At 41.9% G+C, this 23,817-nt stretch carries 19 protein-coding genes; 12 read left to right on the top strand and 7 right to left on the bottom strand.

From position 1 onward, the window contains the following. Positions 1-17 precede the first annotated feature (17 nt). Positions 18-1,403: a hexose-6-phosphate:phosphate antiporter UhpT gene (gene uhpT / locus E7T07_RS00615; protein ID WP_135709003.1), complete on the top strand. Its 1,386-nt coding sequence runs from the start codon at positions 18-20 to the stop codon at positions 1,401-1,403. A 125-nt stretch (positions 1,404-1,528) separates the two neighbouring features. Here uhpT and E7T07_RS11055 read toward each other — a convergent pair whose 3' ends face one another. The 4 genes from E7T07_RS11055 to E7T07_RS00600 are packed head-to-tail and all read right to left on the bottom strand — an operon-like array spanning position 1,529 to position 5,934. Continuing rightward, positions 1,529-1,648: a helix-turn-helix domain-containing protein gene (locus tag E7T07_RS11055; protein ID WP_246046055.1), complete on the bottom strand. Its 120-nt coding sequence runs from the start codon at positions 1,646-1,648 to the stop codon at positions 1,529-1,531. 32 nt (positions 1,649-1,680) lie between these two features. Continuing rightward, positions 1,681-2,784, bottom strand: coding sequence for a sigma-54-dependent transcriptional regulator (locus tag E7T07_RS00610; RefSeq protein ID WP_246046048.1), 1,104 nt, complete (start codon positions 2,782-2,784; stop codon positions 1,681-1,683). Continuing rightward, on the bottom strand, positions 2,774-4,660 hold the full coding sequence (locus tag E7T07_RS00605; RefSeq protein WP_246046045.1) for a sensor histidine kinase: 1,887 nt from the start codon (positions 4,658-4,660) through the stop codon (positions 2,774-2,776). The genes E7T07_RS00610 and E7T07_RS00605 overlap by 11 nt, the downstream gene beginning before the upstream one ends. 47 nt (positions 4,661-4,707) lie before the next feature. After that, the gene (locus E7T07_RS00600) at positions 4,708-5,934 is read right to left on the bottom strand and encodes an ABC transporter substrate-binding protein (protein WP_135709001.1); all 1,227 of its coding nucleotides are present in this window, start codon (positions 5,932-5,934) and stop codon (positions 4,708-4,710) included. Between the two features lie 283 nt (positions 5,935-6,217). Here E7T07_RS00600 and E7T07_RS00595 point away from each other — a divergent pair, with 283 nt between their 5' ends. The 4 genes from E7T07_RS00595 (at position 6,218) to E7T07_RS00580 (ending at position 10,251) form a co-directional block, all read left to right on the top strand. Beyond that, a complete protein-coding gene (locus tag E7T07_RS00595; RefSeq protein WP_135709000.1) occupies positions 6,218-7,570 on the top strand; it encodes an MFS transporter in 1,353 nt (450 codons plus the stop codon). 190 nt (positions 7,571-7,760) lie between these two features. Continuing rightward, a complete protein-coding gene (aroK, locus tag E7T07_RS00590; RefSeq protein WP_135708999.1) occupies positions 7,761-8,288 on the top strand; it encodes a shikimate kinase AroK in 528 nt (175 codons plus the stop codon). A gap of 20 nt (positions 8,289-8,308) precedes the next feature. Next, positions 8,309-9,397 (top strand): 3-dehydroquinate synthase, encoded by a 1,089-nt coding sequence (gene aroB / locus E7T07_RS00585; protein ID WP_135708998.1) that lies wholly within the window; start codon positions 8,309-8,311, stop codon positions 9,395-9,397. 5 nt (positions 9,398-9,402) lie between these two features. Then, positions 9,403-10,251, top strand: a complete 849-nt coding sequence (locus tag E7T07_RS00580) for a Dam family site-specific DNA-(adenine-N6)-methyltransferase (protein ID WP_135708997.1) — start codon at positions 9,403-9,405, stop codon at positions 10,249-10,251. On the opposite strand, the gene E7T07_RS00575 is transcribed toward E7T07_RS00580, so the two are convergent. Together E7T07_RS00575 and E7T07_RS00570 are read right to left on the bottom strand one after the other, a co-directional pair. Then, a complete protein-coding gene (locus tag E7T07_RS00575; protein WP_135708996.1) occupies positions 10,226-10,807 on the bottom strand; it encodes an aminotransferase class IV family protein in 582 nt (193 codons plus the stop codon). The two genes, E7T07_RS00580 and E7T07_RS00575, sit on opposite strands and share 26 nt — an antisense overlap. Continuing rightward, positions 10,804-11,784 carry an aminodeoxychorismate synthase component I gene (locus E7T07_RS00570; RefSeq protein WP_135708995.1) on the bottom strand — a complete coding sequence of 327 codons (981 nt, stop codon included), beginning with the start codon at positions 11,782-11,784 and terminating at the stop codon, positions 10,804-10,806. The genes E7T07_RS00575 and E7T07_RS00570 overlap by 4 nt, the downstream gene beginning before the upstream one ends. A 96-nt stretch (positions 11,785-11,880) precedes the next feature. Here E7T07_RS00570 and E7T07_RS00565 point away from each other — a divergent pair, with 96 nt between their 5' ends. The 7 genes from E7T07_RS00565 (at position 11,881) to nhaA (ending at position 19,718) form a co-directional block, all read left to right on the top strand. Then, a complete protein-coding gene (locus E7T07_RS00565; RefSeq protein WP_135708994.1) occupies positions 11,881-12,477 on the top strand; it encodes an anthranilate synthase component II in 597 nt (198 codons plus the stop codon). Positions 12,478-12,578: 101 nt separating this feature from the next. Next, positions 12,579-13,652: a recombinase RecA gene (gene recA / locus E7T07_RS00560; RefSeq protein WP_135708993.1), complete on the top strand. Its 1,074-nt coding sequence runs from the start codon at positions 12,579-12,581 to the stop codon at positions 13,650-13,652. A 95-nt stretch (positions 13,653-13,747) separates the two neighbouring features. Then, complete coding sequence (gene recX / locus E7T07_RS00555; RefSeq protein WP_135708992.1) at positions 13,748-14,218, top strand: recombination regulator RecX; 471 nt, start codon at positions 13,748-13,750, stop codon at positions 14,216-14,218. Between the two features lie 238 nt (positions 14,219-14,456). Beyond that, a complete protein-coding gene (locus E7T07_RS00550; protein WP_135708991.1) occupies positions 14,457-16,301 on the top strand; it encodes an ABC transporter ATP-binding protein in 1,845 nt (614 codons plus the stop codon). Positions 16,302-16,304: 3 nt separating this feature from the next. Continuing rightward, complete coding sequence (locus tag E7T07_RS00545; RefSeq protein ID WP_135708990.1) at positions 16,305-17,417, top strand: anhydro-N-acetylmuramic acid kinase; 1,113 nt, start codon at positions 16,305-16,307, stop codon at positions 17,415-17,417. A gap of 3 nt (positions 17,418-17,420) precedes the next feature. Continuing rightward, positions 17,421-18,323, top strand: coding sequence for an N-acetylmuramic acid 6-phosphate etherase (gene murQ / locus E7T07_RS00540; protein ID WP_135708989.1), 903 nt, complete (start codon positions 17,421-17,423; stop codon positions 18,321-18,323). Between the two features lie 228 nt (positions 18,324-18,551). Beyond that, a complete protein-coding gene (nhaA, locus tag E7T07_RS00535) occupies positions 18,552-19,718 on the top strand; it encodes a Na+/H+ antiporter NhaA (RefSeq protein ID WP_135708988.1) in 1,167 nt (388 codons plus the stop codon). Between the two features lie 62 nt (positions 19,719-19,780). Here the strand turns inward: nhaA and purL are convergent, their stop codons facing one another. Next, positions 19,781-23,674, bottom strand: coding sequence for a phosphoribosylformylglycinamidine synthase (purL, locus tag E7T07_RS00530; RefSeq protein ID WP_135708987.1), 3,894 nt, complete (start codon positions 23,672-23,674; stop codon positions 19,781-19,783). Positions 23,675-23,817: the final 143 nt, after the last annotated feature.

Genomic DNA, 23,817 nt, shown 5'->3' with positions numbered 1-23,817 from the left:
TATTTTAGGATTCTCTTATGCTTAAATTTCTTGAAGAAGTAAGAAAACCAACGCTGGATCTTCCTGTGGAAGAACGCCGTAAAATGTGGTTTAAACCGTTTATGCAATCTTATTTGGTGGTATTTTTCGGTTATATGGCAATGTATTTAATTCGTAAAAATTTCAACATTGCACAAAATGATATGATTGAAACCTACGGGTTAACAAAAACCGACTTAGGTTTAATTGGTTTAGGTTTTTCAATTACTTACGGTGTGGGTAAAACCGTTGTTTCTTACTATGCAGACGGTAAAAATACGAAACAATTTGTGCCGTTTATGCTCATTTTATCCGCACTTTGTATGCTTGGCTTTAGCGCGAGCATGGGGCATGGCAGCGTATCATTATTCTTAATGGTGGCGTTCTATGCGTTAAGTGGTTTCTTCCAATCCACAGGCGGCTCATCAAGCTACTCGACCATTACCAAATGGACACCACGCAAAAAACGCGGAACCTTCCTTGGTTTCTGGAACTTATCGCACAACGTAGGTGGTGCGGCAGCGGCAGGTGTGGCGTTATTTGGTGCGAATGTGGTCTTTAATGGTCATGTTATCGGTATGTTCATCTTCCCATCGATTGTGGCATTGATTATCGGCTTTATTGGCTTACGTTACGGAAGCGATTCACCAGAAGCCTACGGCTTAGGTAAAGCAGAAGAATTATTCGGCGAAGAAATTTCTGAAGAAGATCTTCATGCGGAAAAAGAACAGCTCACCAAATGGCAAATCTTTGTGAATTACGTATTAAAAAATAAAGTCATTTGGTTACTTTGTTTTGCCAACGTTTTCCTTTATATCGTGCGTATCGGTATCGACCAATGGTCACCTGTTTATGCTTACGAACAACTGGGTTTCACCAAAGAAGCAGCCATCTCAGGCTTCGCCTTATTTGAAGTGGGCGCCTTAGTAGGCACATTCTTATGGGGTTATTTGTCAGATTTAGCGAATGGTCGCCGTGGCTTAACGGCTTGTATCGCCTTAGGATTAATCATTTTTATGCTTGAGTTCTACCAACACGCGACCAATGAATATATGTATTTAGGTGCATTATTCATCTTAGGTTTCTTAGTGTTCGGCCCTCAATTACTTATCGGCGTAGCCGCGGTAGGCTTCGTACCAAAACGTGGTATCGCTGTCGCTGATGGCGTTAAAGGCACGTTCGCTTACTTAATCGGCGATAGCTTCGCAAAATTAGGTTTAGGCATGATCGCTGACGGTACACCAATTTTCGGTTTAACAGGATGGGCGGGCACCTTTGCGGCATTAGATATTTCTGTGATTGCCTGTTTAATTTTATTGGGCTTTGTCGCCATCGCAGAAGAGAAAAAAATCCGCCGCGAAAAAAGATTAAAAGCACAAGCTTAATTCTCTATATTCTCTCGTAATGCCCCAGTATTTTAGCTAATCATAAGATACTGGGGTATTTTCTACCGTTATAACAAGAAAAGTTTATCTGACAAGCAGTAAAAACCATTAAAGATAGGTAATCTCTATTCTTTATAATCTTCTTTGTTGAGATCGTATTTTTTCATGCGCAAATAGAGTTTTTTGCGGGGAATCTGCAAATAAGCGGCGGCATCGTTAATTTTGCCCTGAAAGCGGTCTAACACGTCGGCGATAATATTTTTTTCATACTCTTCAATTAAACTGTCGAGCGATAATTCGCTTTCTTATCTTGCGTGAAATGCAAATTATCGTTCTGTACGGTGATGCCCACCGCGTAAAGTTCCGCCGTATGAATCAGTTGGCTGATATTTCCCAGCCATTGTTGGGACAATAATTGCTTGATGAATGCTTCCGTTATGGCGGGCTTTTTCTTATTCAGTTTATCGCAGGTGACGGCGAGATAATGACGGAACAAGGGCTCAATGTCCGACGTGCGATGAGATAACGGCAGGCATTCGATTTGGGTCAGGGAAAACGAATAAAACAATTCGGGCAACAATTTGGCCTGCGCCAATAATTGTTGCGGGGAATATTGGCTGAGGGCAATAATTCTGGCATTGGGGTTGCGTAAAATAAACTGAGCCAGTAATTTTTGCGCTGCATTGGTCAAATATTCAATATTTTTGATAATGAACGTCGTATTTTGCGCGGCGTTTAATTGAGATTGCAATTCTTCGGTATCGCATTCGCCGAGAAGTTCGAGACTTTGTTTTTGCGGAAAACGCGTTTTAGCCAATTCGTGCAGATAATGTGCGGTCAAGGTTTTTCCCGTGCCGATTTCGCCGAAAATAAAAATGGGTAAATCCGTTTGCGATAATTGCTGTAAACGCCGGCGTAAATTTTTTATCCATTTACTTTGCCCGATAAGATGAGTTTCCAGCTCTTGTTGTTGCCAATGTTTTAACGCCAATTGCGCCTGACGCTGGGTTAACGCCAGATCGATTTGTTGCAGCAAACGTTCGGGATCCACCGGTTTTTCGATAAAATAAAACGCGCCTTTTTGCATGGCGTCGATCGCCATTGGTACGTCGCCGTGTCCGGTAATTAAAATGACGGGGAGATTTTTATCCTTTTCGTGCAACCGTTCAAGCAACTGCCAGCCGGACAATTGCGGCATATAAATATCGCTCACCACCACGCCTTGCCAGTCTTCCGTAATGATGGATTCAGCGTCTAACGGATTATTCAGTGCGATAATTTCATAGCCTTTTTCGTCGCTCTCTAAAGCCAGCAATGCCTGATAAGCCTGCAATACATCCGGATCGTCGTCGATTAACAACACTTGGCTTTTATTTTTCATGATGGTTACCCGTAATTTTTTGATATAGTTGCGGAAATTCTAAAATAATGACCGCACTTTGTTGAAAACTGGAAGCGATATAAAGGTTTCCGTTGAATTGGTTCATAATATGGCGACAGATTGTTAATCCTAAGCCCAAACCGACTTCTTTACTGCTGTAAAAAGGTTGTAACAATTTATTGATATTATCGGTTTGCCAACCGATACCGTTATCTTCCACATAAACATAAGTTTTTTGTCGCTCGGAGGTGATTTTCACCGAAATATGCGGTCGGCTTTTACACGCTTCCAACGCATTGTTGAATAAATTGACAAAAATCTGTTCCAACAGCAGGTTATTACCCAATATCGTCGCATTTCCCTGAACGGATAAGATCGCGTGCAGCGGTTGATGACGCAATTCAAGTAATGACCAGGCTTCGTTAATCACCGTATGCAGATCGATGGGTTGCAAAGGTTCCATTTGATTAGTCCGCTTGGTAAATTGGCGCAGGCCTTTTACAATGCGTCCTATTCGTTCCGTTAGTCCGGTAATTTTTGCCGTATAATCCGCCACTTGGTGGTAATCTTGTTGTTGCAGCATTTTTTTCAGATTGAACAGATAAATAGACATCGCATTTAACGGCTGATTAATTTCATGCGCCAGCATGGTCATGGTTTGCCCGACCACCGCGAGTTTTGCCGTTTGAATTAATTCGTTTTGCGTATCCTGTAAATTTTGTTGAATAATCCGTCGTTCCTGCAAAATTTCGGTATGTTTCTTTAATAGTCGATTAATTTCTGAAATTTCGTCGTTACCGATGATTTGAATAGGCGGATCTTCTTTTCCTTGGTTTAATAATTTGACGGATTCAATTAATTCTTCAAAACGTTTGGTTAAATGTTTTTGTAAATAAAAACGATTAAACAGCCAAATAAATAATAAAATAATCATTAAGGACATCAAAATAATCATTCCGCTGATTTCCGTTTGAGTTTTCAGCTGACCATTCAGCATGCTGAATTTATCTTTTGTTTTCGATAAGATTTTATCGGTCAAATTACGGATAGCATACAATATTTTTTCCTGATGCGAAGCAATATTATTCAGAGATTGCTGATGGTTATTTATATTGGTAATTAACAGATCTAATTCTTCTCCCGGTTTAGTAATATTAACCAGCGTTTCTACCATTTGTTGTAAAGTCGCCAGACTGGCTTTATTCGGTTTCTTTTGTTCGTTTAAATAAATATTCAGAATGATGTTTTTTAGATTTTGATATCCTTCACTAATATTTTGTTGTTCCAATGAATAAATAAATTGTGTGATTTCATTTTTTATTTGTTCTTCCATATTTTTTAATTTGGTCATGCTTTGTAATTCATCTTGTAGATTCAGCATTAAGGTCTTTCGTGCGCGTTCGCCCGGCTCGGTAAAGTTGATTTGCTGCCAGTTTAATTCTTGCCCTAACGCCACAATTTCATTATTAAAATCGTCATGCAGCCATTGAATTTTAGTAAATAATTCCTGTTTCTTTTGTTCAATATAAAAATATTGCGAAATATTATTGTCTATTTGACCGATTAATGATTTCAAATCGGATATGTTTTGGGAAAGTATTGTTTGGTTATCAGGTTCTGTTAACGCTAAAGCGTTTTTTTCAATTTCGATTAATTGCAGATTAAGTTGTTTAAACATAGTCTGACGAACCGGATTATTTTTCACGGCGGAAAAACGATCCAATTCGTTGATAAAAGAATTGACATTGTCATCTAACTTTAATGCTAGGTTCGTTTTAGGAAAATAATCATTTAAAATGTAATTCACCTGTTTATGCTGCTGATACCATGAAATTAAACTGACGGTGCCGATAATGCAGGTAAATAATAACCCCATATTTAAAGCATTTTTTAGAGTTTTAATAATACCGGATTTATTCACTGTTATTCTTCCTCAATTTGGCTTAATACCCGATTAATTTGTTGCTGAAAGAATATTGCCCATTGCTTTTCCTGTTGAACGGCAAAACTGCGATCATTTTTTAATCGGGATAAGTAAATTTCGTCATTGGCTTGTTTTTCGTCAACGGGAATCGCTGTTAAAATTTGACGAAGTGCGGTCAGTTTTTTGTTTGTTTTTTTCTCTTTTGCATAAATTACCGCCCAGGCTTCTTTTAATTGAGTTAAGCGGAAAGTAATGGCGATATCGAATAATTTTTCGACTAAATATTGGCGGGCCAGTAATAAATCATAATCCAATAAAGGTTCCGCCAATAATTTCTGTTGTTGCGCATATAAACGGTCATTTTTCGGTAAATCCACAACGGGAAATTTGGCGAAACGGTGTTCGGCCACGATTTTTTGTCCTTTGTCCGAAAGCAGATAGCTAATGAAGTTTTGTGCATCTTCAATATTTCGGCTGTTTTTATGGATAGCAATAAATGTCGGCGAAATAACGGAACGCGGAAAATAAACAAATCCGACCTGGGGATCGTCGTGAGTATAAGTCGTATAGGTGTCGATACTTAATCCTGCCGCGGCTAATCCCATTTGAATTTTTTCCGCCACGTTAAAACTCCGGGATGAAATTAAAGAAACATTACTTGCCAGCGTGAGAAAATCCTGCCATCCCTGCTGCCAACCGCGTTGTTGTAGCAACATTTCCAACATGATGTGATTAGTTCCTGAACGAGAGGGCGAGCTGATTAATAACTTATTGAAATAGTTTGAATTCATCAGGCTGTCCCAGTCCGTCGGTGCGGGTAAATTCAGTGTTTTTAAGAGTTCTTTGTGGTAAAAAATGCCATAACCGGAAAAGGCGACAGTGGTCGTGGTGGTTGCCAGGCTTTTAGGCACCCAGTGATGATTTTTCTGTAATTTTTCCGGTAAAATCAATAAACGTTGAGAATCCTGTAATCGCTGAAATAGGAAAGGTGAAGAACTCATAATAAGATCTACATCTTCCACATTGGATCGCGTTAATAACTGTGTTAATGAATTCACCGTTCGATTTATTAATCTAATCTTTTTATCAGGATAGATAGCTTGCCATTGTTGAGCTAAGTATTCACTGGTATCAGGGGAAAATGAAGTTGCAATGACTAACTCTTTTGCCTTGACTGGAAAGAATATATTTAAAAGAAAAATAAGTATTAAACAAAATTTCTTCATTTTTGTCGCCTTTTTATGTGATTCCGATCACAAAATAAAAATTTTCTAAAAATTTACAAATCTATTATTACCCCAATTTTGCCCCAATTAATTAAGAATTAATACTTATGGATTTAAAATATTCTAACTTGTGTCATTTTTGACACGCAATCTTAATAAATGAGACAATTTTGACTTAAAAATCAATATATTGACTTTGCTCTAACCCATATTAACATACCATCTAATTTCTAACATTAGAAATACAAATCTTTAATCAATAATTTATTTATGGAGTAATATTATGATTTCCTTTTTAGCCTCGAAGCCAGGCCAACCTGTGCCAAATGAAGAAATTCGTCAACGTTATAACCGATTACGTTGGCAGGCACTATTTGGTATTTTTATTGGTTATACTGCGTATTATATTCTACGCAATAACTTTTTACTCTCATCTCCTGAATTAATCAGCGATTTCGGATTTACCAAAAAAGATATTGGATTTATTTCCGGAACAATGCTGGTGGTTTACGGTTTAAGTAAAGGTTTTATGTCAGCCTTTGCAGATAACTCCAACCCAAAACATTTCATGATTTTTGGTCTGGTTATGTCAGGATTGGTTAACCTAATGATGGGCTTCAGTGCATCTTTTTGGGTATTCTTGTTTTTATGTATTTTGAACGGAATTTTCCAAGGAATGGGGGCAGGGCCTGCTTATGTAGTGTTAGCAAACTGGTTTCCGCGTAAATCCCGAGGGGTAATCACAGCGATATTTAATGTTTCTCATAATGTGGGCGGTGGTCTAGTAGCACCAATTGCTGGAGCAAGTATTGCGTGGTTAGGTAGTGAACATTGGCAAGCCGCACACTTTATTGTACCAACAGCTATTGCTACTGTGATTGCGCTTATCTTTTATATTTATGGTGCGGGTCGTACTTATAATGAAGGTTTACCACCAACAGCTCAAATTCTTGGTACAGAACAAGATGAATTAGTTGTAACCAAATCTGAAGAAGTAAAATTAACCACATGGGAAATTTTTCGCGATTACATTGTGAAAGACATTAATGTATGGTTTGTTTCTTTTATCGATGTATTCACCTACATGATTCGTTTCGGCGTATTGACTTGGTTACCACTTTACTTATTAGAAACCAAAGGTTTTTCTAAAGGACAAATGGCAACGGCATTTGCTATTTTCGAGTGGGCTGCGATTCCATCCACATTATTGGCTGGCTGGTTGACTGACACTTACTTTAAAGGGCGACGCATGCCGTTAGCTATTATTACGTTAACGGGGGTCGGTATCGCAATGTTTGTGTATTGGGGAGGTAACGATCTGTTAACCGTTACTATCGGCGCAGGGATTATCGGTTGTTTGATTTATGTACCAATGTTTCTATCTTCACTACAAACCATTGAATTAGTTCCATCGTTTGCAGCCGGTTCAGCTACAGGTTTGCGTGGCTTATTAAGTTATATTTTAGGTAGTTTTTCCGGTACAGCATTATTCGGTATTTTAGCAGAAAAATTTGGTTGGGATGCTGGTTTCTATCTTCTATTATTCGCCGTATGTGGCTGTATTTTCTGTTGTTATATGACTCATTTGGGTGTATTACGCCTAGAGAAGAAAAGAAAAATTGTTAGTATCAAATAAATTGAAATAAAGTTTAAAAATGCACGACCACCGTGCATTTTTTATTTTATCTACAGATAAAATCCCGAATAAACTTGAAAAAAAGGGGCTTTTAGCCGATAATTCTTCAGTTTAGGTGATCTCTATTTTGCTACCTGATTTTGGCAAATTAGGATCTATTTTTAATGATTGTGAAAGCAGAAAAATAACAATGGCAGAAAAACGTAATATTTTCTTAGTCGGTCCAATGGGGGCAGGTAAAAGCACAATTGGCCGTCAATTGGCGCAACAATTAGGAATGGAATTCGTGGATTCCGATAGCGTTATCGAAGAACGTGCGGGCGCAGATATTGGCTGGATTTTTGATATCGAAGGTGAAGAAGGTTTCCGTAAGCGTGAAGAACGTATCATCAATGAATTAACACAAAAACAAGGCATTGTTCTTTCAACGGGTGGTGGTGCGGTCTTATCAAAGGATAACCGCAATCATTTATCCGCACGTGGTATTGTTATTTACTTAGAAACCACTGTGGATAAACAATTTGAACGTACGCAACGCGATAAAAAACGTCCTTTATTACAAGATGTGGAAGATCCGCGTCAAGTGTTAGAAGAATTGGCTAAAATTCGCAATCCACTTTATGAAGAAGTGGCAGACATTACTTTGCCGACAGATGAACAAAGCGCCAAGGTAATGGCAAATCAAATTATTGATTTAATTGATAATACGCAAATCTAACATAAAGCAAGGAGCAAAATATGTTGTGTGTAAATGTGGAATTAAAAGAACGCCGTTACCCAATTTATATCGGTGAAAATTTGCTCAAAAATCCTGCTGTTTATCCGCTGAAATCGGGCGATAAAGTGATGATCGTGACAAATGAAACCATTGCTCCCTTGTATTTATCCACTGTCACTGCAACCCTTGAATCTCTAGGGTGCCAAGTTAGCAGCGTTCAACTCAAAGATGGTGAAAAATATAAAACCCTCGATTCTTTAAACGACATTTTCACCGCACTTTTACGCGAAAATCACGGACGTGATACAACGCTCATTGCGCTCGGTGGCGGTGTAATTGGTGATGTCGCGGGTTACGCTGCCGCCAGTTACCAACGCGGTATCAAATTTATCCAAATCCCAACAACCTTGCTGTCACAAGTCGATTCTTCGGTAGGGGGCAAAACCGCCGTGAATCACGAATTGGGTAAAAATATGATTGGCGCATTTTATCAACCAATTACCGTCATTATTGATACCACCACCTTAAATACCCTGCCAAAACGCGAAGTTAATGCAGGTTTGGCAGAAGTGATCAAATATGGTGCTATTTTAGATTTACCGTTCTTTGAATGGCTGGAACAACATATTGATGAACTGGTTGCGTTGGAACAATCCCCATTGCAATATTGCATTGCGCGTTGTTGCCAAATCAAGGCGGATGTGGTGGCGCGTGATGAAACAGAAAAAGGCGACCGCGCATTGCTGAATTTAGGACACACTTTTGGTCACGCCATTGAAACCCATCTTGGTTACGGCAACTGGTTGCACGGCGAAGCGGTGGCGGCTGGTTCCATGATGGCTGCCGCACTGTCAGAAATGCTCGGTGATTTATCCAAAAATGATGTGGGTCGTTTAGAAAAATTATTGGCGCGTGCGAATTTGCCGACTGTCAGCCCAGATACGATGCAACCTGAAGATTATTTGCCACATATGATGCGTGATAAAAAAGTATTGGCAGGTAAATTACGTTTAGTCCTTCTCAAATCCCTCGGTCAAGCCTATGTGGCAACCGATACGGATAAATCCCTCGTACTTGATGCAATCCGCGCTTGTACGCAATTTGACTAATCTCAATGGCAAAGCGTCCCCAAACGAAAACTGAAAAACACCGCTCATTTTTGAAATGGGCGGGCGGTAAGCTACGTGTGGTGGACGAAATTAACCGTTTATTGCCCAAACGCAAGTCCTGTCTTATTGAACCCTTTGTCGGTGCGGGTTCCGTTTTTTTAAACACCCGGTTTAAACGTTATATTTTGGCGGACATCAACCCGGATTTGATTAATTTATTCAACACCGTCAAACAGGATGTTGAGGCTTATATTGCCGCCTTAAAACCCATTTTCTTTCATCCTGAAGCCAACAGTGCCGCTTATTATTATGCACGCCGCGATGAATTCAATCAGTCGCAAGATATTTTTGAGCGTTCTGTTTTGTTTGTTTATCTCAACCGTTTTGGCTTCAACGGACTATGCCGTTACAATGCCAAAAGAGAATTTAACGTGCCTTTTGGTTCATACAAAACCCATTATTTCCCTGAAGATGAACTGCGTTTCTTTGCAGAAAAAGCGCAAAGTGCGGTCTTTATTTGCCAAGATTTTCACCGCACTTTTGAACAAGTGGAACAAGATTGCGTGGTCTATTGCGATCCGCCTTACGCGCCATTAATTCAAGACAGCAATTTTACCAGCTACGCAGGCAATGAATTTTCGGCGGAAGATCAAAAGGCGTTAGCAGAATTGGCGAAAAATTGCTGCGAAACGGTACTCATATCAAATCACGACACGAAATTCACCCGTGAAATTTATCGTGGCGCAAAATGCCGCAAAATTCGCGTGCAACGTTCGATTAGTCATAGCCCGAAAAAACGTCATAAAGTCAGCGAATTGATTGCGGTTTTTAAACCAACCCATTCATCGCGTTAATCACGCGAATTTCATCAAACTTAAGCACATCTTCGGCAAAAATAGGGATTTCTTGCAAAATACCCTGTTCCAAAAGAGCGCAGCGTTGTGTGCCTGCCAATAAAGGGCTATCCGGGGTAAACCAATGCTCCCCCAAGCGAAAAGCCAAATTACCAATGCTACAATCCGTCACTTTGCCTTGCTTGATAATCATAATTTCATCGCAATCGCCCCGTTGAGCCAAAAGTTGGTTTAACAAAGTGCGGTCAGAATATTTCAAGGAATAATCAATTTCATCACAAATCACCGGTTGAAACCGAGCGATTTTACGGCGTTGATAAGGGAAAAATTGAATTTGAAAGGTCGTTGCATTGTAATCAACACGGCAACGTGTTAATTCCAAGAGCGTTGAGAAATCGGCTTGATGATGAATAATGTCAAAAAGATCGTGAATTTTAACCGCACTTTCACCGTAAAATTGACGCAACGTCTGTTCATAACGCTGTTGATGATACGCACAATTTTTTATTTGCTGCTGTTCAATGCAAAGGGTTTCAAAAAAAGGGAAATTCGTCATGGTGTCTCCATCGGAACATAGATTTTTTGTTGTAGTTCCAAGTACTCATCTTCCAACACACTATGGCGCGTAATACCGCCGCCACTACGAAAATAAAATTGCGCCCCTTGCTGCTCAATAAAACGAATGGCCACTGCGCTATCTAAGCTATCGCCCGTAAAAATACCGAAGATCCCCGTATAATAGCCACGTGGCTGCCCTTCTGCTTGTTGAATAGTTTCAACGGTTTTCTCTTTGGGCGCGCCACTAATCGATCCTGCGGGTAATAACTTAATCAGCATCGATCCAATATTTTCCTGCCAATTTTCTGTAAGATCACCGACAATTTCCGAACTTGTCTGTAAAACAGCTTTTTCATCATTGCCCACTTTTTCCACATAACGAAAACGGTGAACCTGAATATTTTGCGCCACCATGGCTAAATCATTCCGCATTAAATCCACAATTGTATAATGCTCACATTGCTCTTTTTCTGAATTCAGCAATGACTGTTCGGCATTGGTGATATTCGCGCGAATGGTTCCTTTCATCGGGTAAGTCAATATCTGATTATGGCGAATTTGCACAAAGGATTCCGGGGAAAAACAGACAAATTTGTTGTCATACAATAATTTATATTTTGCTTGGCAAGATTGATATATTTGCGCCAAATTATAATTGATAGAAATAGGGGTAGAATAGGTTAAATTCAGTAAATAAGAATTCCCTTTTTGTAACGCCGTTTGCACTAACTCAAAGCCTTTTTTATAAATAGCAAAGGGCAAAGGCTGCGGATTTAGCTGAAAAAGTGCGGTATTTTTTGCCACAGAAAGCGAAGCATTTTTCTCTCCTTGGATATCAAAATAAATGCCTGATGCCGCTGCCTGTGCAAAAGCGCAAATCACCGGGTTTTGTTGTTCAAAATCAATTAAAAAGAAAAAGGGCGTGCGCGACTTTCCCCACGCATTGGCTTGTTCAATGAATTGTTGTAACCGCATACTAAACTGAAAAATGGACAAAATAATGCCACAGTGTAGCCGAAATTTCGGGAAAGATCATTTATAATTGAGCGCAAAGTTCTTCTAGGAAAAGCCATGAAACGCCTACTTATTATTAATAACCACGATTCCTTTACCTACAATTTAGTGGATTTAATTCGCCGCCTGAATGTGGAATTTGATGTGGTGGATGTGGAACAACTGAATCTTCATAAGGTCGAAAACTTTAGCCACCTTTTAATTTCCCCTGGGCCTGATGTCCCCCGTGCGTACCCGCAACTCTTTGCCATGCTGGAACAATATCACTGTACAAAATGCATTTTAGGGGTATGTCTTGGTCATCAAACCCTATGCGAATTTTTTGGTGCCACGCTGTACAATCTCACGGACGTGCGCCACGGTTATGCGCGTCAATTGAAAGTGCGGTCAATGTCACCGTTATTTTCGCAGCTACCCACCACATTCCGCATCGGTTTATATCATTCTTGGGCGGTTTCAGAGGTGAATTTCCCCGCAGAGCTGCAAATTACCGCAACCTGTGAAGATGAGATTATCATGGCGTTTCAACATCGTACCTTGCCTATTTACGGTGTGCAATTCCACCCTGAATCTTATATTTCTGAATATGGTGAGCAAATTTTGCAGAATTTTCTCAATCAATTCCCTAAATTTGGAACTGAGATCACGATTTAACAAAAAAGATCAAAAAATACTTGATACTGTTTTTTATAACAGATAATATATGCGCAAATTTACAGTCATTCAACTCTCTGACATTTATAAAGGAATTTATTATGGCATCTCAAGACGATAAAGCAAAAGCACTTGCCGCAGCATTAGGTCAAATCGAAAAACAATTTGGTAAAGGCGCAATTATGAAATTGGGTGATACCCAAACTTTGGATGTGGAATCTATTTCAACAGGATCTATCGGGTTAGACGTTGCCTTAGGTATCGGCGGTTTACCAATGGGGCGTATTGTGGAAATCTACGGTCCTGAATCATCAGGTAAAACAACGTTAACCTTATCCGTTATTGCACAAGCTCAAAAAGCTGGAAAAGTCTGTGCCTTTATCGATGCGGAACATGCACTGGATCCTATTTATGCCGCTAAATTAGGTGTAGATGTTAAAGAATTATTTATTTCGCAACCCGATAACGGCGAACAAGCATTAGAAATCTGTGATGCCTTAGTTCGTTCAGGGGCTATTGATGTCATTATCGTGGACTCTGTGGCAGCGTTGACGCCAAAAGCAGAAATTGAAGGTGACATGGGTGACTCTCACGTAGGTTTACAAGCGCGTTTAATGTCACAGGCATTACGTAAATTGACAGGTCAAATCAAATCATCAAATTGCTTAGTGGTATTTATCAACCAAATTCGTATGAAGATCGGTGTGATGTTCGGTAACCCTGAAACCACAACAGGTGGTAACGCATTAAAATTCTATTCTTCCGTTCGTTTAGATATCCGCCGTGTTGGCGCAGTGAAAAATGGTGATGAAATCATTGGTAACGAAACGCGCGTTAAAGTGGTGAAAAATAAACTTGCTGCACCATTCCGTACCGTTGATTTCCAAATTATGTACGGTGAAGGGATTTCAAAAAATGGTGAACTCATTGAGCTGGGTGTAAAACAAAAATTGGTTCAAAAAGCCGGCGCATGGTTCTCTTACGAAGGTGAGAAAATCGGTCAAGGTAAAGCGAATGCTATGAAATGGTTATCTGAAAATCCAGCCAAAGCCGCTGAACTTGAAGCGCGTATTCGTGCTGAATTCCAAGCCAATCCGGAAAAAGCATTAATCGCCGATTTAGAAGGCGCGAAAGACGATGCCGAAGATGATTTTGCCGGCGAAGATTTTGAATAAACAAACCAAAGTGCGGTAATTTTTCACCGCACTTTTGCTTTACACAACAACTTAACACCACTTTTATTCATCCATCCCTTTGATTAAACAACCTTATGATGTCCGAAAATGCAAATTCATCGCTCGCGCTCGGTTATGTGGTCAACCTACTGGCACGCCGTGAGTACAGCGAATTTGAAATACGTTGCAAAATGCAAGAAAAAGCCTTTTGTGAAGAAGATATAGAAAAAACCATTCTTCATTGCCAACAAAAAAATTGGCAAAATGATCATCGTTTTACGGAAAATTATCTTAATTTTCGTGCACAACGTGGCTATGGCTTGGCGCGTATTAAACAAGAATTACGCCAATTAAAAGGTATTCAATCGGAAGTGATTGAAGATGTGCTGTTGGAAAGTGAGATAGATTGGTCAGAAATTGCGCTGTCCGTCTTGCGAAAAAAATTCCCTGACTATCAGCAAAAACAAGATCCCAAATCCAAACAAAAAATCTGGCGTTATATGATGTCTCATGGGTTTCATACTGATGATTTTGCGGATTTTGTTGGTGCGGGGAATGATTTTTAGATAGAAAATAAACAGTATTATGTTACACCTACACAAAGCTGAAATGGCGGTTGGTGAGCTTGTCGAACCATAAGCTATTTCAGCGTTTACTGCACAAGACTTACGTTTCGACAGGCTCAACGACCGTCTTATGCAACTGCTACATAATATCGAAAATAAACGATATAATGACCGCACTTTTAGGCAACTAAGAGAGATTGCTTACGTTGCCTTTTTTATTTCTTGAGATGTGAGACATATGTTAAATAAAATTTTTTCTTGGTTTGAAGCGCGTATTGATGCCTATCCTGATGATGAACCTCAAACACCATCAAAAGGACTTTGGGGCTTTATTTGGTCTAGTTTAGATGGGCTTAAAGCTTGGATTGCATTTTTTGCTTTTTTAACCATTGGTGTCGGTGTTATCGAAGCAATGTTATTCCAGTTTATGGGAAAAATCGTTGATTGGTTAGGGGCGTATTCCCCTGCCACACTTTGGGCGGAAAAAGGGCATTACTTGATCGGTATGGTTATTGTCCTTTTGCTAAGTATCGGCTGGACATTTTTAACCTCTGCCGTGCGCTTACAAACCTTGCAAGGGATATTCCCTATGCGTTTACGTTGGAATTTCCATCGCTTGATGTTAGGGCAAAGCCTGAGTTTTTACCAAGACGAATTTGCAGGGCGCGTATCGGCAAAAGTGATGCAAACAGCACTTGCCGTGCGGGATACGGTATTAACCGTTGCCAATATGGTTGTTTATGTTAGCGTTTACTTTATCACTTCGGGCATGGTCTTAGTCGCCTTTGATGGCTGGTTGCTGGTGCCGTTTATTTTGTGGATGTTTGTTTTTGCCGGCATTCTCTATGTGTTAATTCCTAAATTAGCCAAAACCGCAGAACGCCAAGCAGACGCGCGCTCTTTAATGACGGGGCGCGTAACAGATGCTTATTCTAATATTACCACCGTAAAATTATTCTCTCACGGTGAACGTGAAGCCGCCTATGCCAAACGCTCCATGGAAGAATTTATGATCACGGTTCACGCTCAAATGCGTTTAGCCACAGGATTGGATGTACTGACCTATGCGAGCAATATTTTCCTGACTTTATCTACCGCGGGGCTGGGCATTTATTTATGGCATCAAGGTGCCATTGGTGTTGGGGCAATTGCTACGGCAACCGCCATGGCGTTGCGGGTAAACGGGCTTTCCCATTGGATTATGTGGGAATCCGCGCGTTTATTTGAAAATATCGGTACGGTCAATGACGGGATGCAAACCCTATCCAAACCGCACACCATTGTGGATAAACCCAATGCGGTTCCCATGCGCGTCAGCAAAGGAGAAATTAAATTTGAACATATTCATTTCGCTTATTCCCCTGAAAAAACCTTGTTGAATGATTTTAATTTGACCATTAAAGCAGGGGAAAAAGTCGGCTTAATCGGTCGTTCAGGGGCGGGCAAATCCACGATTGTAAACCTACTTTTGCGTTTTTATGAAGCCCAAGCAGGAACCATTACCATTGATGGGCAAAACGTGCTTGATGTGCAACAAGAAAGTTTGCGCAGCCAAATTGGGTTAGTGACTCAAGATACTTCATTACTGCATCGTTCCGTTCGCGACAATATTATTTACGGTCGTCCCAATGCTACCGAAGAAGAAATGATTAACGCCGCCAAACGCGCGGAAGCGGCAGATTTTATTCCGCTTTTAAGCGATGCGGCAGGTCGCCGTGGCTATGATGCGCACGTGGGAGAACGTGGGGTGAAATTATCGGGCGGTCAGCGTCAACGTATCGCGATTGCACGCGTGATGTTAAAAGATGCACCGATTTTGCTACTTGATGAAGCGACCAGTGCATTAGATAGCGAAGTGGAAGCGGCAATTCAAGAAAGTCTCGATAAAATGATGGAAAATAAAACGGTGATTGCCATCGCCCATCGACTGTCCACTATTGCCGCGATGGATCGCTTAATTGTGCTGGATAAAGGGCAAATTGTGGAACAAGGGACGCATGCAGAATTGCTGGCTCGCAATGGGTTATACGCGAAATTATGGCAACATCAAAGCGGCGGCTTTTTGAGTGAACAGGCGGAATAACAAATGACGAATTTATATATCGGCATTATGTCCGGCACCAGTCTGGACGGCGTAGATTTGGCACTGGTGGATTTTGATTGTTCGCCCGCTAAAATTGTGGCGAGCGATTTTACCCCAATGCCTGAAAATTTACGCCAAAAATTGACCGCACTTTTACATTCCGGGGAAACCCGTTTACAGCATTTAGGGGAAATTGATCATCAGTTAGGGCTACTTTATGCGGATGCCATCAATCGTTTTCTTGCTACTCAGTCCCTTTCCGCACAGCAAATTCAAGCCGTTGGTTGCCACGGACAAACCATTTGGCATTCCCCCAATTCCACTTTTCCGTTCACCATGCAAATCGGCGATATGAATTTGGTGGCGGCTAAAACAGGTATTACGACTATTGGGGATTTTCGCCGCAAGGATATGGCAATGGGTGGGCAAGGCGCGCCGCTTGTTCCGGCTTTTCATCAAGCCATTTTGGCGGATCATCAGCATTTTACCGTGGTGTTAAATATTGGGGGGATCAGCAATATTTCCGTTCTCAGTCCCAATCAGCCGCTTATTGGTTATGATGTGGGGGCGGGAAATACACTAATGGACAGCTGGATTGAGCAACATCAAGGTCAGCGTTACGACAAAAATGGCGATTGGGCGCGTTCGGGCAATGTGAATACGTCATTATTGGCAGACTTATTAGATGAGCCTTTTTTCCAACAGTCCGCACCGAAAAGCACCGGGCGAGAACTCTTTAATTTAACTTGGTTAACAAAAAAATTAGCAAAACACACCGCACTTTTAGCGCAAGATGTCCAACGGACCTTGCTTGAATTTACGGCAGTCAGCATTGCCAATGAATTGCATAGCTTTCACACTCAGCCGTTACCTTGCCGATTATTAGTTTGTGGTGGCGGTGCACATAATGCACTTTTAATGGAACGCCTACGCGCGCTGTTGCCTTCGTGGCAAGTTTCAACCACCACAGAATTCGGTTTGCATGTGGATTTTGTGGAAGCCGCGGCTTTTGCTTGGCTTGCTTATCAGCGTATGCACAATCTGCCTAGCAACGCCCCAACGGTAACAGGGGCAAAAAGTGCGGTGAGTTTAGGGGTAATTTATCCAAAGGAATAAATCATGACAGAACAGAATTTATTGCAAGCACTAGGGCAAATGATCACGGAACAACGCAATCCAAACTCAATGCAGATTGACCGCGCTTCCGCCTTAGAAATTGTGCAACTCATTAATAATGAAGACAAATTAGTTCCGCTCGCGATTGAAAAATGCTTACCACAGATTGCTCAAGCGGTAGAGAAAATTGTCGCTGCCTTTCAACAAGGGGGACGCTTGGTTTATATGGGTGCCGGTACCAGTGGTCGCTTGGGGGTGCTTGATGCCTCTGAATGCCCACCCACCTATGGCGTGTCGCCGGAAATGGTCGTTGGCTTAATTGCAGGCGGTGAACGTGCCTTGCGCCATCCCATTGAAGGCGCAGAAGACAACCGCGAACAAGGCAAGCTAGATTTACAAGCCATTGAATTTAGTGCTAAAGACGTATTAGTGGGCATTGCCGCCAGCGGACGCACGCCTTATGTTTTGAGCGGTTTGGACTATGCGAAAGAATTGGGCGCAGTCACAATTTCCATTGCCAGCAACCCGAATTCTGCTATGGCAAATATCGCCGATATTGCCATTGAAACCCTAGTGGGCGCGGAAGTGCTAACCGGCTCAAGCCGCATGAAATCAGGCACAGCGCAAAAATTAGTACTCAATATGCTCACAACAGCCAGCATGATACTAATGGGAAAATGCTACCAAAATTTAATGGTCGATGTACAAGCCAGCAATGAAAAGCTACGCGCGCGCGCCATTCGAATTGTTATGCAAGCCACAGAATGTTCAAAAGAAACCGCGGAAAAAATGCTACAAACGGCAGAGGGTAACGCTAAATTAGCCATCATGATGATTTTGGGGAATTTAGATAAAGAACGTGCGGTGAAAATCTTACAAGAAAATCAGGGTAAATTATTGCTGTAACCTTGCGTATTTCATCATTCCATAAAGCAGAAATGGCATTGGGTGAGCTTGTCGAACCACGGTTGGTGAGCTTGTCGAACCACGGTTGGTGAGCTTGTCGAACCATGGACCATTTCCGCCTGCCATTCAACTAATGGCTATCAACAATGGCTATCACAAACTTTTAACAAATCCCCCCCTACTTGTGATAGTATCCTTTTACATGATATTTTTAGGAGAGTTATTTTTATGCTGAAGTTCATCCAAGATTTTTTCAAAATGGAATCCGCTAGCGGTATTTTACTGCTTGCTTTTGCCCTATTGGCAATGGTGTTCGCCAACTCAGGATTGCAAACCACTTACTTTAATTTTCTCGATATTCCTGTTGCCATTCAATTTGGCTCATTCATTATTCATAAAACCTTAATCCACTGGATCAACGATGGCTTTATGGCGGTGTTCTTTGTTCTGGTGGGCATGGAAGTAAAACGTGAGATCTTTGAAGGTTCTCTTTCCAGCGTACAAAAAGCGGTTTTCCCCGCCATTGCTGCTCTAGGAGGAATGTTAATCCCTGCAGGCGTTTATTGGTTAATGACACAAAACAACCCTGAACTGCACAATGGTTGGGCAATTCCGATGGCAACGGATATCGCCTTTGCCTTAGGGATTGTGGCCTTATTAAGCAAGCAAGTTCCTACGGCGCTGAAAGTTTTTTTGTTGGCATTAGCGATTATTGATGACTTGGGGGCTATCGTGGTGATTGCGCTATTCTTTTCCGAAGAATTGAGTCTGCAAGCGCTGATGTTTGCCGCCATCGCCATTGTCGGCTTATTCACTCTAAATCGTTTCAAAATCGGACATATTGCCCCTTATTTTGTTGTAGGGTCGATTTTATGGGCATCCGTATTAAAATCAGGCGTTCACGCCACCCTTGCGGGCGTGATCATCGGCTTTAGTATTCCGCTCAAAGATCGCACCGGCGAAAGTCCATTGCATCAATTTGAACACGCTCTTGCCCCTTGGAGTGCCTTCTTTATTTTGCCATTATTTGCTTTCGGAAATGCGGGGGTGTCTCTAGGCAATATTAACGCAGACACCATAATGTCCGCCTTACCTTTAGGTATTGCCTTAGGTTTATTCTTAGGCAAACCACTTGGGGTATTTAGTTTCTGCTATCTTGCGGTAAAACTCGGTATTGCCAAACTGCCGGATGGTATTAATTTCAAACAAATTTTTGCCATTGCAGTCTTGTGCGGAATTGGATTTACCATGTCTATGTTCCTTTCAGGACTGGCATTTGGTGGTGAATCAGATAGCACCATGACGACATTATCAAGACTTGGCATTTTAATGGGGTCTTGCGTCTCTGCAGTCTTGGGTTATATTCTTTTAAAAGCCTCTACCAAACAAGCTTAAAAACGATGTAAAAAAACACCGCACTTCGAATTAAAGTGCGGTGTTTTTATTAGCGATATTGATTATTTCAACGCAACACGTGCATTGCGGAATAATCGCATCCAAGCACCATCTTCATTCCAATCTTCAGGGTGCCATGAGTTGCTGACCGTACGGAATACGCGTTCCGGGTGTGGCATCATAATGGCTACACGTCCGTTGGCGTTACTCAATGCAGTGATACCATCCACCGAGCCGTTCGGGTTCGCCGGGTACATTTCTGTCGGTTGGATATTGTTATCCACAAATTGCGCCACGATTAAACCTTGCTCACGTAAGCCTTGAAGTTGAGCATCATGTTTAAATTCTACACGACCTTCACCGTGAGACACTGCGATTGGCATATGGGATCCGGCCATCCCTTGGAACCATACAGAATTGCTCTCGTTAATACGCACCAAGGCTGCTCGCGCTTCAAAGCGTTCTGACGTATTACGCACAAAGCGCGGCCAGTTTTCTGTCCCCGGGATAATTTCCGCTAGGTTCGATAACATTTGGCAACCGTTACAAATACCAATCGCTAGCGTATCTTCACGATTGAAGAAGGTTTCAAATTGATCGCGAAGTGCGGTGTTAAATAACACCGATTTTGCCCAACCGCCACCTGCGCCAAGCACGTCACCGTAAGAAAAACCGCCACAAGCTACTAAGGCATTGAAATCTTTTAAGTTACGGCGAGCGGCGTGTAAGTCGCTCATATGTACGTCAATCGCTTCAAAACCTGCGCGGTCAAAGGCAGCTGCCATTTCCACATGGCTGTTCACACCTTGTTCACGTAAAATTGCAATGCGCGGTTTAACGCCTTTGGCGATATATGGTGCCGCAATATCTTCGTTGATATCGTAAGTTAAATGCGCGCTGAACCCTTTGTCATTCGGTTCTTTTTTCGCGGCAAATTCTTGATCTGCACAAGCCGGGTTATCGCGTAAACGTTGCATTTGGTGAGTTAACTCTGCCCAAATTCCACGCAACTCAGAACGTTTTTCGCTGAGTAATACCTGTGTGCCACGTTTAATTTCGAAAGCATCATTCGCTTGTACCGAACCTAATTCTTTGGTTAAGCCAAGTAAACCATGTTGTTCCAATACCGCACGCACAGTATTGAGATCGCTTTCGCGAACTTGGATAACCGCACCTAATTCTTCATTGAACAACACGGCCAAATCATTATCGCCCAACGCACTAATGTCTACAGAAACACCGCAATGCCCCGCGAATGCCATTTCAGCCAATGTGGCAATTAAACCACCGTCTGAGCGGTCGTGGTAAGCCAATAATTTTTCTTGTTGAACCAAGGTTTGCATAGCGTCAAAGAAACCTTTTAAGTTCACCACATTCACTACATCCGCCGGTTTATCCCCTAGTTGTTTATAAACTTGTGCAAGTGCGGTCGCGCCAAGACGATTTTTGCCTTCGCCCAAGTCAATTAACAATAAACGGCTGTCGCCTTTGTCGGTGCGCAATTGTGGGGTAACGGTTTTGCGTACATCTTCTACGCGGGCAAAGGCGGAAATAACCAATGACAACGGCGCAGTTACGGTTTTTTGTTCGCCATTTTCATTCCACGTGGTTTTCATTGACATCGAGTCTTTGCCCACAGGAATAGTTAAACCTAAGGCTGGGCAAAGTTCTTCACCCACCGCTTTCACCGCTTCATAAAGTCCTGCATCTTCGCCTTTGTGACCTGCCGCAGACATCCAGTTCGCCGATAATTTAATGCGTTTAATATCGCCAATATTGGTTGCGGCAATATTGGTAATTGACTCGGCTACCGCTAAACGCGCTGACGCACCGAAATCTAACAACGCCACAGGGGCACGCTCGCCCATTGACATGGCTTCACCGTGATAGCTATCCAAAGACGCCGTGGTCACTGCCACATCCGAAACCGGAATTTGCCATGGCCCCACCATTTGATCACGCGCCACCATCCCTGTGACGGAACGGTCGCCAATGGTAATTAAGAAAGTTTTTTCTGCCACCACAGGCAAACGCAACACGCGATGTAAAGCGTCTTTAATGCTAATGCCATCTTGTGAAACCGGCGCATTTTCCACCGCACTTGATGCCACATTTCGGGTCATTTTCGGTGTTTTACCCAATAATACGTTCATCGGTAAATCAATGGGATTGTTACCAAAATGCGCATCGCTTAGGGTTAAATGCTCTTCTTGTGTGGCTTCGCCAATTACTGCATAAGGCGCGCGTTCACGCTGGCAAAGTTCTTCAAATAATGGCAATTTTTCCGGTGAAACCGCTAAGACATAACGTTCTTGTGATTCATTACACCAAATTTCCAATGGCGACATACCGCGCTCATCACTTAAAATGTTGCGTAATTCAAATTTACCGCCACGACCGCCATCATGAACTAACTCAGGCATTGCATTAGATAAACCGCCTGCGCCAACATCGTGAATAAATAAAATCGGGTTGTCTGCGCCCATTTGCCAACAACGGTCGATAACCTCTTGACAACGGCGTTCCATTTCCGGGTTATCACGTTGTACAGACGCAAAATCTAAATCTTCTTTTGATTTACCTGAAGTCATTGATGACGCCGCACCACCGCCTAAACCGATGTTCATGGCAGGACCGCCTAATACGATCAATTTAGCACCAACCGGGATTTCGCCTTTTTGCACATGTTCTGCGCGAATATTACCGATGCCGCCTGCCAACATAATTGGTTTATGGTAACCACGAACTTCCTCGCCACCAAAACTGTTGACTTTTTCTTCATAAGTACGGAAATAACCTAATAATGCCGGGCGACCAAATTCGTTATTAAATGCGGCGCCGCCTAGTGGACCTTCGATCATAATATCTAATGCAGAGGCAATACGACTTGGTTTAGAGAGCGGTGCTTCCCAAGGTTGCTCAAATCCTGGAATCACTAAGTTAGACACGGAGAAACCGACTAAACCTGCTTTTGGTTTTGCACCACGACCTGTTGCACCTTCATCACGAATTTCACCGCCCGACCCCGTTGCCGCGCCTGGGAATGGCGAAATGGCTGTTGGGTGGTTGTGAGTTTCCACTTTCATTAAAATATGCGCGTCTTCGTTGTGATAACGATATTGACCATCTTGATCAGGGAAGAAACGCCCTACTTTTGAACCTTCCATAACCGCAGCGTTGTCTTTATAAGCGGACAATACATATTCAGGCGTTTTCTCGAAGGTGTTTTTGATCATTTTGAACAAAGATTTTTCTTGTTTTTCACCGTCAATTACCCAGTCTGCATTAAAGATTTTATGACGGCAGTGTTCTGAGTTGGCTTGGGCAAACATATAAAGTTCAATATCCACAGGATTGCGACCAAGTGCGGTGAAATTTTCCACTAAATAATCAATTTCATCATCCGCCAACGCCAAACCTAAATTCACATTCGCCGTTTCTAATGCTTTGCGACCACCATTCAACACATCAACAGTAGTAAATGGTTTTGGCTCTTGCTGTTCAAATAATTTCGCTGCGTCTTCTGCTTTACGCACTACGCTTTCCATCATGCGGTCATGAATATGCGAACGTAGTTTATCTTCTTCATCTGCAGTCAAAGTGCGGTCAAATTCAAAGTAGAATGCTAAACCGCGCTCAAGGCGAATCACTTTTTCCAAACCACAGTTGTGCGCAATATCCGTTGCTTTTGATGACCAAGATGAAATGGTGCCAACACGTGGAATCACCACAAAACATTCCCCTTTCGGTTCATGTTGCGCCAAGGTTGGGCCGTAATGTAATAATTCTTCAAGTTCTTGGGTTTCTTCTGCAGATAATGCTGCGGATAAATTCGCAAAATGCATATATTCTGCATAGCAAGATTTCACCGGCAAATTGGCATTTTGAAAACGCGTTGCAAGTTGGTTTAAACGGAAGTCAGACAAAGCGGCAGAGCCACGAAAGATTTGGAACATAGGAATTTCCTTGTTTAATTGAGAATTCATAAGAAACTGGGAAGGCTTATCGCCTTTTAATCGCGCGTATTATAAAGGAAATTTGGAATAAAGGGAAACGTTTGCGTAGGTTGATTTTACAAGAAAAAAGCCCTGCAAAAACA

The sequence above is a fragment of the Actinobacillus porcinus genome (assembly GCF_901764995.1).
Lineage (GTDB): Bacteria > Pseudomonadota > Gammaproteobacteria > Enterobacterales > Pasteurellaceae > Exercitatus > Exercitatus porcinus.
Note: the sequence above shows the minus strand (reverse complement) of the source record. Positions and strands in the feature narration are given on the sequence as shown.